We start from the raw sequence: 15,306 nt of genomic DNA, 5'->3' as shown, positions 1-15,306 counted from the left end.
TCAGCGGTTGTAGGCGGGCACCGGCCCGCGCAGGTCGGCCCAGACGGCGTCGCAGGCCGTGACGACGTCGTCCGGGAGCGGGCCGCGCTCGGCGGCGGCCACGTTGGCGTGCAGCTGCTCGACCTTCGACGCGCCGACCAGGATCGCGCCGACGCTCTCCCGGCCGACCAGCCAGCGCAGCGCCAGCTCGGGCAGGGGAAGACCGGCGTCGGCGGCGACCCGGGACAGCGCCTCGACGGCCCGGAACAGGCCCTCGTTCCAGTAGCGGTCGCGGTACATCGTCGCCAGCCCGGACGAGCCGAACCGGCCGTCCGACGGCGGCGCGTCGAACGAGTGCCGCCCGGACAGCAGGCCGCCGCCCAGCGGGTTGTAGACGATGTCGAACAAGCCCGCGGTCCGGGAGAACTCGACGTACTCCTCGTCGATCCGGCGGGCGAGCAGGTTGTAGAGCGGCTGGGAGAACACCGGCTGCGGGGCACCCGCCGCGATCGCGGCGTGCCGCAGCTCGGCGATCTGCCAGGCCGCGAAGTTGGAGACGCCGAGCGCGCCGATCGTGCCGGCGTCGGCGAGCTCGGCGACGGTCTCCAGGGTCTCCGCGATCGGCGTCGCGCGGTCGGGCTGGTGCAGGTAGTAGACGTCGAGCTTCTCGACGCCGAGCCGGGTGAGCGAGCCCTCGACGCAGGCGTGGATCGCCTTGCGCGACAGCGGCGGCGCCCCACCGGCGTCGGGGTGCGGGATACCGACCTTGCTCGCGACGTCGAACCGGCCGGGCCGGGACCGCAGCAGCTCGCCGAGGATCGGCTCGCAGCGGGACCCGGCGTAGCCGTTCGCCGTGTCGATCATGGTGATGCCGGCCTCGGCGGCCGCGTCCAGCATCGCGGCGGCGCCGTCCCGGTCGACGGTGTCGCCGATGTTCATCGTGCCCAGCACCAGGCGGGACACCGCCAGGCCGGTGCCGGGTACCTCGGTCGTCTGCATGTGTTCGGTCTCCTCAGCCGACGGGGTGGGCGGGCCGCTCGCCGCGGAGCACCCGGGTGATGTCCGCGACGACCATCGAGCCCATCGCGGCGTTGGCGTCGTCGCTCGCGGCCCCCACGTGCGGGGTGAGGACGACGTTCGGCGCGGTGAGCAGGGGGCTCCCGGCCGGCGGTTCGACGGCGAACGCGTCCACGCCCGCCCCGGCCAGGTGGCCGTCGTGCAGGGCCGCGGCGAGGGCGGCCTCGTCGACCAGGTCGCCGCGGGCGGTGTTGACGAGGTAGGAGCCGGGCCGCATGGCGGCGAGCTCGGGGGCACCGATGAGCGGGGTGCCGGAGCCGCCGGGCAGGTGCAGGGTGACGGCGTCGGCGCGGGCCAGGCACTCGGTGAGGCCGAGCAGCGGGACGCCGTCGGCCTCGGTGCCGGGCAGGAAGGGGTCGTGCGCGACGACCTCCATGTCGAACCCGGAGGCGCGCCGGGCCACCGCCCGTCCGATCCGGCCGAACCCGACCACCGCGAGGGTGCGGCCGGCGAGCTCCGGGCCGAAGAAGCGCTCCCAGCGGCCGGCCGCGGTCGAGGCGTGCGCCTGCGGGATCCGGCGGGCGAGCGAGAGCAGCAGCGCGAACGCGAGGTCGGCGACCGCCCCGGTGTTCGCACCCGGGGTGTTGACGACGGTCACGCCCCGGGCGGCGGCGGCCGCGACGTCGAGGTTGTCGACGCCGACGCCGTGCTTGGCCAGCACGCGCAGCCCGTCCGCGGCGTCGAGCACCTCGGCGGTCACCTCGTCGAGGCCGACGATCGCGGCGTCGACGCCGGGCATCAGCGCGGCCAGCTCGGCGGCGGGCAGCGGGTGCCGGTCGGTGCGGACGACCGGCTCCAGCCCGGCGTCCTTCAGCGCCGTCCAGGGAGCGTCGGAGCGCGCGCCGAAGCTCGGGGTCGTGATCAGCACACGGGGCCGGGGGTTCACTGCGGTCATCCTCCGAAGTCCACGCCGAACGTGTCGAGCAGGGAGTACACGGCCAGCGCCGTCACCGCGAGGCTGGACAGCGCCAGCGCGACGGTGAGCAGCGGGTTCGACCGGAACCGCCGGTCGACCTCGGTCGTACGCAGGTACCAGACGGCGACGACGACCGCGAGCAGGAACACCCCGCCGGCCACCCCGCCGATCTGGACCATCAGCACCGGCGACTGCACCGCGAGGTAACCCAGCGCCCAGACCGGGGGCATGGTCATCGTGAGGATGCGGATCCACTTCTCGCGGGCGGCCCGGTCCCGCCAGTCCAGCACACCGAGCAGCGACAGGGTGTGCGTCCAGAGCCGCGGGACGCTGGCGGTGGAGGCGACGAACGTCGAGAACAGCACCGCGACGGCGCCGACCAGGAAGGCGTACATCGCCCACTCGCCGAGCGTGTCGGTGTACATCCGGGAGAGCGTCGTGATCATCTCGTTGCCGGACGGGACGAGCCCCTGGGGGTGCAGCACGGACGCGCCGATCAGGTAGAACGACAGCGTGCAGACCGTGCACACCAGCCAGGACACGAACACGTCGAGCCGCATGACCTTGAGCCAGCCCTCGGCGCGGCGGGCGCGCTCCTCGGTGCCGTCCTCCGGGCCGGTCCAGCGGGCGTAGCCCTTCTCGATGCACCAGTACGAGTAGGTGGTCATCTCGTCGGCGCCGACGCCGGTGATGCCGAACATCGCGATCGCGAAGCCGAGCGTGCCGGCCGGGATGAGGAACTCGAAGCCGAGTGCGAGGTCGTCGCCGCCGTACCCGAACGGGGTGAGCGGCAGGCCCAGCGCCAGCCCGACGGTGGCGACGGTGAACAGCAGGACCGCGACGAAGCAGACCTTCTCGACCACGCCGTAGCGGTTGGTGCGGAGCAGGAACAGCACGCTCGCGACGGTGATCACGGTCCAGGTGAGCAGCGACGGGAACGACAGCGGCTCGCCGACGATCGGCCAGAGGATGCTCAGCGCCGCGACGGCGCCGCCGATGATCCCGCCGCGCTGGAGGATCTTCGCGCCGTCCATCAGGATCCACAGCACGTTGATCCAGCTGATCCGGCCGATCCGCGGCGGGACCTGCGCGTAGCCCTCCAGGGCGGGCTTGCCGGAGAGGATCGCCCAGCGGGCGAGCTCCATCTGCACCCAGACCTTGACCGCGGTGCTGGCGACGACCAGCCACAGCAGGACGAACCCGGCCTTCGCGCCGAGCGCGGTGGTGGTGATGAGCTCACCGGACCCGACGACCGCGGCGGACAGGATCAGTCCGGGGCCGAGGTGGCGCAGGCGGCCGCCGAACGTGGTCGGCGGGGGGCGGACGTCGGCCGGGTCCAGCGCGTACGGGTCGGGCGAGCCGGTCCGTGCGGCGCGACCCGCCGTGTCGTCGGTCGTCGTCATCGACATCCCGTTCTGGTCCGTGGTGAGGCCGGGGAACCGGCCGCCGGGGTGATCGGTCGGCGCGACTGCGCCGGGCAGAACATGACACATCCTGCGCGCTTCGCGCAATACTGTCGGTCCATATCGCGAATCTCTGCTTGTTCTGCGCAGAAGTGCTCGCGCAGAACGCGCGTTTGCTGCATGATGTGCACGACCGGCGCACCGCCGGTCCCCGCGACGACGACGCCCGAGGGAGGTGCTCGATGACCGCCACGCCCGTGCTCGTGCTCGCCGACGACCTCTCCGGCGCCGCCGAGACGGCCGCCGTGCTCGCCGTGCCCGGCGAGCCGGCCACGATCCTGCTCGCCCCGGGCGCCGACCTGCCCGCGACCGGGCTGACCGTCGTCGACCTGCACTGCCGCACCGCCGCACCCGCCGTCGCCGCCGACCGCACGCGCCGCGTCCTCGACGCCGCGCCGGCCGGCACGCGGACCTTCCTGAAGATCGACTCGCTGCTGCGGGGGAACGTCGCCGCGGGGATCGGGGCGCTCGCCGGGCGGGGACCGGTCGTCGTCGCCGCGGCCCTGCCGGGCGCCGGGCGCACGGTCTCGGGCGGGGTCGTCCACCTCGACGGGGTCCCGCTGCACCGCACCGACGCCTGGCGGATGGAACCGCACCCCGCGCCGGACGACCTGCACGTCGCCACCGGCCGGCCGGACGCCGTCGTGCTGGGCGTCGCCGAGCTGCGCCGCGACCCGCACGCCGCACTGGCGGCGGCCCTCGCGCGCGGCCCGGTCGTGCTCTGCGACGCCGATACCGACGACGACCTGGACCTCGTCGCCGCCGCGGCCGCGGCGGCCGGGGTCGCGACCGCGGGCTCCGGCGGATTCGCCGCGGCACTCGGCCGTGCCACCGGGTGTCCCGGGCTCGGCACCGGGGACGCCCCGGACGGCGCGCCGCGGCCGGTGCTGGCCGTCGTCGGGTCGGCGGAGCCGGTCGCCGCCCGGCAGGTCGCCCGCCTGCTCGACGACGGCGCCGTCGAGATCCGGCTGCGCCCCGGTGACCCGGTGCCGGACGGCCCCGCGGGACCGGGCGTCACCGTGCTGCGGCCGGACCCGGACCTGCGCGGCGACCCCGCCACCGTCGCCGGCGCGCTGTCGCGGGCCGCGACGGCGCTGGCCGGCGGGCCGGACGGCCCGCACCTCGTCCTCACCGGCGGCGAGACCGCCCGCCGGGTGCTCGACGCGCTGGGCACCGACCGGCTCGTCCCGCTCGGCCAGGTCGCGCACGGCGCGGTCCGCAGCGCCGCCGCGGGCGGGCGGCAGGTCGTCACCCGGCCCGGCAGCTTCGGCGACGACGACTCGCTGGCCGCGATGGCCACCGCCGTCGCCCCACCCACCGGTCCGACCCAGGACCCTCCGCACCGCACCGAACGATCGGAAGGCAGCCGCATGACCGCCACCGTCTCCCCGCAGGTCCCCGCCGGGGCCGGCGCACCACTCCCGACCGTCGCCGTCACCATGGGCGACGCCGCCGGGATCGGCCCCGAGGTGATCGTCCCGGCCCTCGTGCACCCGGACGTCCTCGGCCGCTGCCGTCCCGTCGTGATCGGCGACGCGGACCGGCTGCGCCGGGCCGCGACCGTCCTGGGCCACCCGGCCGAGATCGTCGCCGTCGACGACGTGGAGAGCGCCGCGCCCGGACCGGACCGGGTCTGCGTGCTGCAGGTCGGCGAGCTGCCCGCGGACCTGCCGTGGGGCACCGTCTCCGCGGCCGCCGGTGAGGGCGCCTACCGCTACGTCGAGGCCGCGGCCGCGCTCGCCGTCGCCGGGCGGGTGCAGGCGATCTGCACCGCGCCGCTGAACAAGGAGGCGCTGCACGCCGCCGGCCACCGCTTCCCCGGTCACACCGAGCTGCTCGCGCACCTGACCGGCACCGAGGAGGTGTCGATGATGCTGTCGACGCCGACGGTGAAGGTCGTGCACGTGACCACGCACATCGGACTGATCGACGCCGTCGCGCGGATCGAGCCCGGCCTGGTCGAGCGCACCGTCCGGCGTGGACACGAGGCGCTGGTGCGGTCCGGTGTGGAGGCCCCCCGGATCGGCGTCTGCGGGATCAACCCGCACGCCGGGGAGAACGGCCTGTTCGGCTACGGCGAGGAGGCCGAGAAGATCGTCCCCGCGCTGGAGGTGCTGCGCGCCGACGGGATCGACGCCCGCGGCCCGCTGCCGGCCGACACCGCGTTCTTCCTGGCCGGGCGGGGCGACTACGACCTGATCGTCGCGATGTACCACGACCAGGGCCACGGCCCGGTCAAGGTGCTCGGCATCGAGAACGGCGTCAACCTGACCGTCGGGCTGCCGGTCATCCGGACCTCGGTCGACCACGGGACCGCGTTCGACATCGCCGGCACCGGGAAGGCCGACGCCGGGTCGATGGTCGAGGCACTGCGGCAGGCCGTGGAGCTCGCCGCCCGACCGGTAGCGTGACGCCATGCCGCCCCGCGGATCACGTGCCCGCCGGGACGAGATCGTCCGGCTCGCGACGACGAGTGGCCTCGCCAGCGTCGAGGAGCTCTCGCACGCCTTCGACGTCACCGCGTCCACGATCCGGCGCGACCTCGCCCAGCTGACCGCCGAGGGCCGGCTGGCCCGCACCTACGGCGGCGCGATGGCGCTGTCCGCGCACCCCGAGACGTCGCTGCGGCAGCGGATCGGGGAGGCGTTCGGCGCCAAGCGCGCGATCGCACGGTCGGCGGCGGCGCTGGTGCGGCCCGGCGAGACCGTGCTGCTCGACGCCGGTTCCACCGTCGGGGCGCTCGCCCACGAGCTGCGTGCGGTACCCGGGATCACCGTGGTGACCACCGGGCTGACCGCGCTCGGGGAGCTGTCCGACGCCGAGGGCGTCACCGTGCACTGTCTCGGCGGCACGCTGCGCCCGGTGAGCCAGGGCTTCGTCGGCCCGCTCGCCGAGGCCGCACTGGAGCACCTGAGCTTCGACCGGGCGTTCCTCGGGGCCGACGGCGTGACCACCGACGGCGGGCTCTGCGAAGCCGAGCTCGCCCAGACCCGGCTCAAGGAGCTGATGGCGCGCCGTGCCTCGGCGGTCTACGTGCTCGCCCACGCGGACAAGCTGGGGCGCAGGCCGTTCCACGCCTGGGCCCGGCTCGAACCGGGCTGGACGCTGATCACCGACCCGGCCGCCGACACGGCCCAGCTGGCCGCGCTGCGCGGCTCCGGGGTGACGGTGACGGTCGCCGACACGACCGACGGCGTCGCCTGACCTGCTGCGCGTTTCGCGCGAACCGATCGATCACTCTCACCCACGCTCACCTGGCGTGCCCACATGTGCGCGCAATGCGCGTTCCAAATCCGGTCTTGCGCACATCGCGCACACAGTGCGAGCGTAGGACCTGCTGGGCCCGGTGGTCTCCCACCGCGCCCCTCCCCCGCCTCCGGAGGTCGACGATGACCCTTGACCGACAGGCCGGCCCGCGACTCGACCGCCGGGCGTTCCTGCGGTGGACCGCACTGGCCGTCGCCGGGACCGCGGCCGTCCCGCTCGCCGGCTGCGCCGGCCCGACCGGCGCACCCGGCCCCGGGACGATCGTCCTCGGGCTCAACCGCTCCCTCGCCAGCCTGGACAACAAGCTCAACCAGTTCGACGGCGCCGTCACCGTCCAGCGCGCCGTCCGGCAGGCCCTGACCCGGGTCGGCCCCGGCCAGACCGCGCAGCCGGTGCTCGCCGACCGCTTCGATCGGACCGGGCCCACCGAGTGGACGGTCCGGCTGCGCGACGGCGTCCGCTACTCCGACGGCAGCCCCGTCACCGTGACCGATGTCGACGTGGCACTGCGGTGCTACGGCGAGGTCAACGGCGGGTTCATCGCCAGCCTGTTCCCCGAGATCCCGACGGTGCGCCCGGTCGACGACCGCACCTTCCGGCTGGTGACCTCGGACCCGGTGCCGGTGATGGACCTGCTGATGGCGAACGTCCTCGTCACCCCGGCCGCGGCCAACCGCCCCGAGCAGCTCACCGACGGCATCGGCTCCGGCCCCTTCCGGGTCGCCGAGGCGAACACCGGCACCGGCGACTACACGCTGGTCCGCAACGAGAACTACTGGGGTGCCGCGGCGCACCTGGAGTCGGTGCAGGTCCGGTTCGTGCCCGAGGAGTCCAGCCGGGTCGTCGCGATGCGCTCGGGCGAGCTCGACGTCATCGACAGCATCACCCCCGACTCCGCCGAGCAGCTCGCCGGGCTGCCGTCGGTGATCCTGGACCGCTCCCCCAGCACCCGCACCAACCAGCTCTTCTACAACTTCCGCAAGCCCCCGGGGCACCCGCTGGCCGATCCGCGGGTGCGCGAGGCGCTGACCTACGCCGTCGACGGCGAGGCACTGGCCCGCGACGTCCTGGTCGGCTCGGTGCAACCCGCCCGCGGCGTCGTCGCCTCGGCGCTGAGCGGCGCCGCCGACACCGGCGGCTACCGCTACGACCCGGCCCGCTGCCGGCAGATGCTCGACGCGGCCGGCGTGCGCGACCTGGAGCTGACGATCATCTGGGAGTCGGGCGAGTTCCCCGCCGACACCTCGGTGATGGAGTCGGTCGCCGGGATGCTCGGCCGGGTCGGCGTCCGCACCCGGCTGCAGCAGTTCCAGCCCGGCGGGGACATCACCGCCTGGCGGCAGGGCCGCGGCGGGGACTGGGACGTGCTCGGCAACGGGTTCGCCGGGCCCACCGGCGAGGCCGCGACCGTGCTGCAGGGCATGTACGGCGGCACCCCGGCCAAGGAGCGGACCCGCGACACCTACCAGGGCTACGTCGTGCCCGAGGTCGCCCGCACGCTGGACGCCGCGGCGGCCGAGACCGACCCGGCCCGCCGGGAGGCCGCCCTCGCCGGCGCCCAGAAGAAGATCTGGGACACCTGGCCGTGCCTCTGGGCGTTCGTGCCCGACGTCGTGCAGGCCCGCCGGCAGCGGGTCTCCGGCATCGAGCTGCTGCCCACCAACTCCTACGACCTCTCCTCCGTCGCGCTGGGGGCCTCGGCATGACCGTCACGACCGCGCCCGCTCCCGCCGCGCGCCGCGCGCCGTCGCGGGCCGCCGGGCTCGCCCGCTACGCCGTGGTCAGGGTCGGGCAGGGCCTGCTCACGATCTTCCTGACGATCTCGACCGTGTTCGTGCTGGTGCGGCTCGCCCCGGGCGACCCGGCCGCCGCCTACGCCGGTCCGAACGCCTCGCCCGAGGACCTCGAGCGGATCCGCGCCCAGCTCGGCCTGGACGAGCCGGTGCTCACCCAGTACCTGACGTTCCTGCGGAACCTGCTGTCCGGTGACCTCGGGACCAGCTACTCGTTCCAGGCCCCCGCACTCGACGTCGTCCTCGGCCGGGTGCCGTACACGATCACCCTCGCGGTCTCCGCCGTGCTGGTGACGACGCTCGTCGCCGTGCCGCTGGGCATCTGGATGGCCCGGCGCGCCGACACCGGCCGCGAGCTCGGGGCCAACGTCGTCACGGTCGCCGGGCAGTCGATGCCCGACTTCTGGAGCGGCGTCATGCTGCTCACGCTGTTCTCGGTGCTGGTCCCGGTGCTGCCGGCGTCCGGGTTCGCGACCTGGTCGGGGCTGGTGCTGCCGACGCTCACGGTGGCGATCCTGCAGATCGCGCTGATCTCCCGGCTGGTCCGCCGGGAGATGACGGGGGCGCTGACCTCGCCGTACCTGACGGTCGCCCGGGCCCGCGGGGCGAGTGAGCGCACGCTCGTCTGGCGCTTCGCGATGGCGAACTCCGCCATCCCCGTCCTCACCGCGCTCGGCACCCGGTTCGCCGCGATGCTCAACGGCGTCGTGGTCGTCGAGGTGGTGTTCTCCTGGCCCGGCGTCGGCTCGCTCGTCGTCCGCGCCCTGGAGACCCGCGACTACCCGCTGATCCAGGCGACGGTGCTGGTCACCGCCGCGCTGGCGATCGGCGTCCAGCTGCTGATCGACCTCGCGTACCCGCTGCTCGACCCGCGGGTCCGGCTCGGAAAGGAGTCCGCGCGATGAGCACGACCGTCCCGGAGCGGACGGCGGCACCCACCGGCCGCCCCTCCGCCGTCACGCCGGAGCTCGCCGCGGCGTCCCCGGCACACCGCCGGGCCCGCGCCTCGCGGGTCAAGATCTGGATCGGCACGGTCTGCACGGCGCTGGTCGTGCTGCCGGTGCTGCTGGCGACGGTGCTGCCGCTGCCCGACCCGGACGCCCAGGAGCTCTCGGCCCGCCGCCTGCCCCCGCTGACCGACGGCCACCTGTTCGGCACCGACCAGCTCGGCCGCGACCTCCTCGCCCGGGTGCTCTCGGGCGGCCAGGTGTCGCTGACCGTCGGGATCCTCGCCGTGCTGGTGTCCGGGCTGATCGGGCTCACGCTCGGCTCGCTGGCCGGCTTCCTCGGCGGGTGGACCGACGCCGTCGCGTCCCGGCTCGCCGAGGCGCAGATGGCGCTGCCGCTGCTGATGATGCTGCTGCTCGTCGTCGCGCTGTTCGGCTCGTCGATCCCGGTGATCACCGCGGTGATCGCGGTGGCGCAGTGGCCGGAGGTGTTCCGGCTGACCCGGTCGCTGGTGCTCGTCGAGCGGGGGAAGCCCTACATCGACGCGGCCCGCACCCTCGGGCTCGGCCGCCCGGCGATCCTGGTCCGGCACGTGGTGCCGAACGTGGTGAAGCCGGCGTCGCTCGTGGTGCTCCTGCTGCTCGCCCAGGCGGTGCTGCTGGAGAGCGCGCTGTCGTACCTGGGGGCCGGTCCGGAGCGGCCGTTCGCGACCTGGGGCCGGATCGTCTCCGACGGCCAGGACTACGTGACGACGTCGTGGTGGATCGCCACCCTCCCGGGCCTGGTCATCGTGCTGCTCGTGGTCGGCGTGAACCTGCTCGGCGACGGTCTGCGCGACCGGCCGGGCGGCGTCGGCCGGCCCCGGTTCCTCGGCCTGGGCCGGAAGGAGGCGACCCGATGACCCCGCTGCTGGAGGTCGCGGACCTGCAGGTGGAGCTGGTGACCGAGCGCGGTGTGGTCCGCGCGGTCGACGGCGTCGACCTGCACGTCGGCGCCGGCGAGACCGTCACCCTCATCGGCGAGTCCGGCTCGGGCAAGTCGACGACGGCGATGGCCGTGCTCGGCCTGCTGCCCGCCGGGACCGCCGTGGTGAGCGGGGTGGTGCGCTACGCGCTCGACCCGGACGCCGCCCCCGTCGACGTGCTCACCGATCCGCGCGCCCCGGCCGCGGTCCGCGGCCGCGGGGTGTCCCTCGTCCCGCAGGACCCGATGACGGCGCTGTCCCCGGTGCACACGATCGGGGCCCAGCTCGGGCACGCCCTGCGGCTGCGTCATCCGGAGCTGTCGCGGAGCACGGTCCGCGAGCGCGGGATCGCGCTGCTCGACCAGGTGCACGTCGCCCGCCCGGAGACGCAGTGGCGCTCCTACCCGCACCAGCTCTCCGGCGGGATGCTGCAGCGCGTCCTGATCGCGATCGCGCTGGCCGGCGAGCCGCGGCTGATCGTCGCCGACGAGCCGACCTCGGCCCTCGACGTCACCGTGCAGGCCGGGATCCTCGACCTGCTGCTGGAGCTGCAGGAACGCACCGGCGTCGGGATGCTGCTGATCACCCACGACCTGGGCGTCGCCCGGCTCGTCTCCGACCGGATCCACGTGATGCGGTCCGGGGCGTTCGTCGAGTCCGGCGAGGTGGAGCAGGTCGTGGGGGCCCCGCGCGAGGAGTACACGCGTCGCCTGATCGCCGCCGTCCCCACCCTCGAAGGGACCCCGTCATGACCCCGCACCTGGCCGTCCGCGGCCTGACCGTCGCGTTCGACGACTTCCGCGCCGTCGACGGCGTCGACCTGTCCGTGGACCGCGGCGGCTCCCTGGCCGTGGTCGGCGGGTCGGGCTGCGGCAAGTCGACGATCGCGCGCTGCCTGGTGCGGCTGATCCGGCCGACGGCGGGGGCGATCGAGCTGGACGGCGTCGACGTGGCGACGCTGCCCGAGCGGAAGCTGCGGGCCCACCGCCGGAAGGTCCAGATGATCTTCCAGGACCCGTACGGCTCGCTCGACCCGCACCTCACCGCGGGCCGGATCGTCGCGGAACCGCTGGCCCTGCGCGGGATCCGCGGCCGGGCCGAGCGCGAGCGGCGCGCGGTCGCGCTGCTCGACCGGGTCGGTATGCCCGCGTCCGCGGCCGCCCGGCGGCCCTCGGAGTTCTCCGGTGGCCAGCGCCAGCGGATCGGGATCGCCCGCGCGCTGGCCAGCGACCCCGAGCTGCTGGTCTGCGACGAGGCCACCTCGGCGCTCGACGTCTCGGTGCAGGCCCAGGTCCTCGACCTGCTGCGGGAGCTGCAGCGCGAGTCCGGCCTGACCTTCGTGGTGATCGCCCACAACCTGGGCGTCGTCCGGGAGATCACCGAGAACGTCGTCGTCCTCTCGCACGGCCGGGTCGTCGAGTCCGGCCGGACCGCCGAGGTGCTCGGCTCCCCCACCCACGAGGTCACCCGGCGGCTGCGGGCCGCGTCGCTGGACCCGGCGGCCGTCCGGGGCCGGAAGCCGCGTTCCGCGCTGGCCGGGGCCGTCCCCGCACCGTCCGGAGGTACCCGCCCGTGACCGTCACCGAGACCGCACCGGCCGAGCTGCCCGGCCCCGCCGACGGCCTGCTCCGCCCGCACGCCGGCGAACCGGACCGGCGCGACGCGCTGCTGCCGGCGCCGGACGTCCAGAACCACGCCGCGAACCTGATGGAGCTGCCCGGCGGCGCGCTGGGGTGCGTGTGGTTCGGCGGCACCCAGGAGGGCGTGCCCGACATCGGGGTGCGGTACTCCCGCCTCGAACCGGGCTCCGACCGCTGGACCGGGCCGGTCGCCCTGTCGGACGACCCGGAGCGTTCCGAGCAGAACCCGCTCCTGTTCGTCGCCCCGTCCGGCACGGTGTGGCTGCTGTGGACCGCGCAGGTCGCGGGCAACCAGGACACCGCCGAGGTCCGCGTACGCACCTCCGGCGACGGCGGCCGCACCTGGGACGCGCGGCGCACGCTGTTCCCGGCCGGGCCCGGCGGCGGGGTGTTCGTGCGGCAGCCGGTCGTCGTCACCCGGAGCGGCCGGTGGCTGCTGCCGGTCTGGCACTGCGTGACCCCGCCCGAGGGCCGCTGGGTCGGTGACCTCGACACGTCCGCCGTGATGGTCTCCGACGACGACGGCGCCACCTGGCGCGAGACCGCCGTCCCCGACAGCACCGGGCAGGTCCACATGAACGTCGTCGCCCGGCCGGACGGATCGCTCGTCGCGCTCTACCGCAGCCGCCGCGCCGACGCCGTGCACCGCTCGGTCTCCACCGACGACGGCGGCACCTGGTCGGCGCCCGAACCCGTCGAGCTGCCGAACAACAACTCGTCGGTCCAGGTCGTCGGGCTCGCCGACGGCCGGCTCGCACTCGTCGGGAACCCCAGCAGCCGGGCCGACGCGACCGCGCGGCGGGCGTCGCTCTACGACGAGATCTCCGACAGCGGCGACGTCGGCACCGCGGGCGGGGCCGCGGCTGCCGACGCGCTCCGGGAGGGCGCGTTCTGGGGAGCCTCACGCGCCCCGATGACCCTCGCGATCTCCGACGACGGCGGCCGGACCTGGCCGGTCCGCCGCGACCTGGAGACCGGCGACGGGTTCTGCCTCGTCAACGACTCGCGCGGCAAGCGGAACCGGGAGTTCTCGTACCCGACGATCCGGGCCGCGGCCGACGGCGGCCTGGAGATCGCCTACACCGTCTACCGGCAGGCGATCCGGCACGTGCACCTGACCCCGGCGGCGACGGGTGGCTGAGACCGCGCCGCACGCCGTCGTCACCGGGGTCAGCTCCGGGATCGGGGCGGCCGTCACCGCCAGGCTGCTCGACGCCGGCTGGAGGGTCACCGGGCTGTCCCGCAGCGCCCCCGCACCGCGCGACGGGCTCGCCTGGGTCGCCGCCGACCTGGCCGGGCCGGCCGCGGTCGCCGGTGCGGTCGCCGGGACCGGTCCGGTCGACGCCGTCGTGCACGCGGCGGGGCTCCAGCGCACCGCCCCGCTCGGTGCGCTCGACGCCGAGGCCGGGGACCTCATGTGGCGGGTGCACGTGGCCGCGGCCGCGGAGCTCGCCGGGGCGCTGCTCGACCGGATCCCCGACGGCGGCCGGATCGTCCTGGTCGGCAGCCGCACCGCGGGCGGCTCGCCCGGGAAGAGCCAGTACGCGGCGACCAAGGCCGCGCTGGAGGCGATGGCCCGCTCCTGGGCGGCCGAGCTCGCCGCCCGCCGGATCACGGTGAACGTCGTCGCCCCCGGCCCGACCGAGACGCCGATGCTGGCCGACCCCGGCCGGTCCGGCACCCCGCCGCTGTTGCCGCCGCTCGGTCGCCGCGTGCGACCGGAGGAGGTCGCCGCCCTGGTCGAGCTGCTGGTCGGCCCGGACGGCGGAGCCATCACCGGTCAGACGCTCACCGTCTGCGCCGGGGCGTCACTGCCCCGCTGAGCCGGCTCCGCGGGGCCGCAGCACGTAGGCGGTGTAGCCGTACTCGGTGCCGTACCGGTCGCGGACGTCGATCTCGTGGCCGACCTCGTCGAGCGCTGCCGGGTCCACCCCGTCGGCGCGCAGCAGCTCGATCCGCGCGGCCAGCGGTCGGTAGTAGGCGTCCCAGTCGGAGTCCGGCAGCAGGTAGGCGGCCCGGACCGTGTACCCGGCGCGCTGCGCGGCGGCCACGTTGTCCGCGGTCGTCCGCATCGCCGGGTAGCCGGCGTCCCAGAACTCCCGGGCGCCCGGTGACGGCGCGGGCGTCGTCCACTCCGCCTCGGTCAGCACCAGCACCCCGTCCGGGGCGAGCAGCCGCCGCCAGGACGCCAGTGCGGCGTCGAACCCCATGACGTAGGCGGCGCCCTCCGACCACACCAGGTCGGCCTCGCCGTCCGGCAGCGGGAGGTCGTCCATCGGCGCGACCAGGGGCCGGACCCGCTCGCCGAGCCCGGAGACCGCGGCGCGGGCCTGCAACCGCCGCAGGTACGGCTCGTGCAGGTCGACGGCGACGACGTCCCCGCCGGTCGCGGCGGCCAGCGGCAGGGTGGCGGGCCCGGTCCCGCAGCCGATGTCGACGATCCGGGGCCGGTCCGGGAGCTCCCCCGCCAGCTGCAGCAGCAGCGCGGTGGTCTCCTCCGATCCCGGTGCCTCGCGGGGGAGGTCGTCGTGGGCGGCGAGGAAGACCCGCTCCAGCGATGTGCTCACGTACCCGGATGATGCCTCCCCCGGGCCTCCGGCGCAGCCCCCGGTCGCAGGCATGATGGACCGGTGCACGTCGACATGCTCCTGATGGCGATCCCCCCGCTCGCGATCTACCTGCTCTGCGCGGCCGTGGTCGGTGTCGAGAGCATCGGCATCCCGCTGCCCGGCGAGATCGTGCTGGTCGCGGCCGCGCTGCTGGCCGCGCGGCCGGGGTCGCACGTCGACCCGGTGATGGTCGCCGGGTTCGCCGCGGCGGGGGCGATCGTCGGCGACTCGATCGGCTACTCGGTCGGCCGCCGCTACGGCACCGGGCTGCTGGACCGGCTCGGCCGGCGGTTCCCGCGGCACCTCGGACCGCGGCACGTCACCGTCGCGCAGCGGATCTTCGACCGGCACGGCGTGTGGGCCGTCCTGTTCGGACGGTTCGTCGCGATCCTGCGGATCCTCGCCGGACCGCTCGCCGGGACCATGCGCATGCGCTACCCGGCCTTCCTCGCCGCGAACGCGACCGGCGCGATCCTGTGGGCCGGCGGCACCGTCACCGCGATCTACCTGCTGGGGCTGGTCGCCGAGACCTGGCTGAAGCGGTTCTCCTGGGTCGGGCTGGTGGTCGCCGTCGTCGCGGGGGTGCTGGTGTCGCGGGCGGTGCGGAACCGGGTCGAGCGCGCCGCCGCGGCCGACGACGCGTGACCCGG

The 15,306-nt window shown here is 75.3% G+C and carries 14 protein-coding genes; 10 read left to right on the top strand and 4 right to left on the bottom strand.

Features of this window, described 5'->3' with window-relative positions; all coding sequences use genetic code 11:
- The 3 genes from PP1_RS25775 to PP1_RS25765 are packed head-to-tail and all read right to left on the bottom strand — an operon-like array spanning position 1 to position 3,375.
- The gene (locus PP1_RS25775; RefSeq protein ID WP_010231457.1) at positions 1 to 978 is read right to left on the bottom strand and encodes an aldo/keto reductase; all 978 of its coding nucleotides are present in this window, start codon (positions 976 to 978) and stop codon (positions 1 to 3) included.
- Between the two features lie 13 nt (positions 979 to 991).
- Positions 992 to 1,951 carry a phosphoglycerate dehydrogenase gene (locus PP1_RS25770; RefSeq protein WP_033199700.1) on the bottom strand — a complete coding sequence of 320 codons (960 nt, stop codon included), beginning with the start codon at positions 1,949 to 1,951 and terminating at the stop codon, positions 992 to 994.
- Complete coding sequence (locus PP1_RS25765; protein WP_139323912.1) at positions 1,948 to 3,375, bottom strand: Nramp family divalent metal transporter; 1,428 nt, start codon at positions 3,373 to 3,375, stop codon at positions 1,948 to 1,950. Before PP1_RS25765 ends, PP1_RS25770 begins: the two co-directional genes overlap by 4 nt.
- Positions 3,376 to 3,617: 242 nt before the next feature.
- On the opposite strand from PP1_RS25765, the gene pdxA reads away from it, so the two are divergent.
- The 9 genes from pdxA (at position 3,618) to PP1_RS25720 (ending at position 13,870) form a co-directional block, all read left to right on the top strand.
- Positions 3,618 to 5,846 carry a 4-hydroxythreonine-4-phosphate dehydrogenase PdxA gene (pdxA, locus tag PP1_RS25760; protein ID WP_075314532.1) on the top strand — a complete coding sequence of 743 codons (2,229 nt, stop codon included), beginning with the start codon at positions 3,618 to 3,620 and terminating at the stop codon, positions 5,844 to 5,846.
- Between the two features lie 4 nt (positions 5,847 to 5,850).
- Complete coding sequence (locus tag PP1_RS25755; protein ID WP_010243038.1) at positions 5,851 to 6,639, top strand: DeoR/GlpR family DNA-binding transcription regulator; 789 nt, start codon at positions 5,851 to 5,853, stop codon at positions 6,637 to 6,639.
- Positions 6,640 to 6,824: 185 nt separating this feature from the next.
- The gene (locus PP1_RS25750) at positions 6,825 to 8,408 is read left to right on the top strand and encodes an ABC transporter substrate-binding protein (RefSeq protein ID WP_010243040.1); all 1,584 of its coding nucleotides are present in this window, start codon (positions 6,825 to 6,827) and stop codon (positions 8,406 to 8,408) included.
- Positions 8,405 to 9,400: an ABC transporter permease gene (locus PP1_RS25745; RefSeq protein ID WP_010243042.1), complete on the top strand. Its 996-nt coding sequence runs from the start codon at positions 8,405 to 8,407 to the stop codon at positions 9,398 to 9,400. The genes PP1_RS25750 and PP1_RS25745 overlap by 4 nt, the downstream gene beginning before the upstream one ends.
- Positions 9,397 to 10,344: an ABC transporter permease gene (locus PP1_RS25740; protein WP_010243044.1), complete on the top strand. Its 948-nt coding sequence runs from the start codon at positions 9,397 to 9,399 to the stop codon at positions 10,342 to 10,344. The genes PP1_RS25745 and PP1_RS25740 overlap by 4 nt, the downstream gene beginning before the upstream one ends.
- Positions 10,341 to 11,159 (top strand): ABC transporter ATP-binding protein, encoded by an 819-nt coding sequence (locus PP1_RS25735; RefSeq protein ID WP_010243047.1) that lies wholly within the window; start codon positions 10,341 to 10,343, stop codon positions 11,157 to 11,159. The genes PP1_RS25740 and PP1_RS25735 overlap by 4 nt, the downstream gene beginning before the upstream one ends.
- On the top strand, positions 11,156 to 11,983 hold the full coding sequence (locus PP1_RS25730; protein ID WP_010243050.1) for an ATP-binding cassette domain-containing protein: 828 nt from the start codon (positions 11,156 to 11,158) through the stop codon (positions 11,981 to 11,983). The genes PP1_RS25735 and PP1_RS25730 overlap by 4 nt, the downstream gene beginning before the upstream one ends.
- Positions 11,980 to 13,188 carry a sialidase family protein gene (locus tag PP1_RS25725; protein WP_010243053.1) on the top strand — a complete coding sequence of 403 codons (1,209 nt, stop codon included), beginning with the start codon at positions 11,980 to 11,982 and terminating at the stop codon, positions 13,186 to 13,188. The genes PP1_RS25730 and PP1_RS25725 overlap by 4 nt, the downstream gene beginning before the upstream one ends.
- A complete protein-coding gene (locus PP1_RS25720) occupies positions 13,181 to 13,870 on the top strand; it encodes an SDR family NAD(P)-dependent oxidoreductase (RefSeq protein WP_060575258.1) in 690 nt (229 codons plus the stop codon). Before PP1_RS25725 ends, PP1_RS25720 begins: the two co-directional genes overlap by 8 nt.
- On the opposite strand, the gene PP1_RS25715 is transcribed toward PP1_RS25720, so the two are convergent.
- Positions 13,856 to 14,614, bottom strand: coding sequence for a class I SAM-dependent methyltransferase (locus PP1_RS25715; protein WP_010227903.1), 759 nt, complete (start codon positions 14,612 to 14,614; stop codon positions 13,856 to 13,858). The two genes, PP1_RS25720 and PP1_RS25715, sit on opposite strands and share 15 nt — an antisense overlap.
- A 63-nt stretch (positions 14,615 to 14,677) precedes the next feature.
- Here PP1_RS25715 and PP1_RS25710 point away from each other — a divergent pair, with 63 nt between their 5' ends.
- On the top strand, positions 14,678 to 15,301 hold the full coding sequence (locus PP1_RS25710; protein WP_010227905.1) for a DedA family protein: 624 nt from the start codon (positions 14,678 to 14,680) through the stop codon (positions 15,299 to 15,301).
- Positions 15,302 to 15,306: the final 5 nt, after the last annotated feature.

Source organism: Pseudonocardia sp. P1, from assembly GCF_000178675.2.
Taxonomy (GTDB): Bacteria; Actinomycetota; Actinomycetes; order Mycobacteriales; family Pseudonocardiaceae; genus Pseudonocardia.
This window is presented reverse-complemented; position numbering and strand designations above follow the sequence as displayed.

Coding starts and splice junctions, on each gene's coding strand:
- PP1_RS25775 (WP_010231457.1), bottom strand. CDS start 978: ATGCAGACGACCGAGGTACCCGGCACCGGCCTGGCGGTGTCCCGCCTG.
- PP1_RS25770 (WP_033199700.1), bottom strand. CDS start 1,951: ATGACCGCAGTGAACCCCCGGCCCCGTGTGCTGATCACGACCCCGAGC.
- PP1_RS25765 (WP_139323912.1), bottom strand. CDS start 3,375: ATGACGACGACCGACGACACGGCGGGTCGCGCCGCACGGACCGGCTCG.
- pdxA (WP_075314532.1), top strand. CDS start 3,618: ATGACCGCCACGCCCGTGCTCGTGCTCGCCGACGACCTCTCCGGCGCC.
- PP1_RS25755 (WP_010243038.1), top strand. CDS start 5,851: ATGCCGCCCCGCGGATCACGTGCCCGCCGGGACGAGATCGTCCGGCTC.
- PP1_RS25750 (WP_010243040.1), top strand. CDS start 6,825: ATGACCCTTGACCGACAGGCCGGCCCGCGACTCGACCGCCGGGCGTTC.
- PP1_RS25745 (WP_010243042.1), top strand. CDS start 8,405: ATGACCGTCACGACCGCGCCCGCTCCCGCCGCGCGCCGCGCGCCGTCG.
- PP1_RS25740 (WP_010243044.1), top strand. CDS start 9,397: ATGAGCACGACCGTCCCGGAGCGGACGGCGGCACCCACCGGCCGCCCC.
- PP1_RS25735 (WP_010243047.1), top strand. CDS start 10,341: ATGACCCCGCTGCTGGAGGTCGCGGACCTGCAGGTGGAGCTGGTGACC.
- PP1_RS25730 (WP_010243050.1), top strand. CDS start 11,156: ATGACCCCGCACCTGGCCGTCCGCGGCCTGACCGTCGCGTTCGACGAC.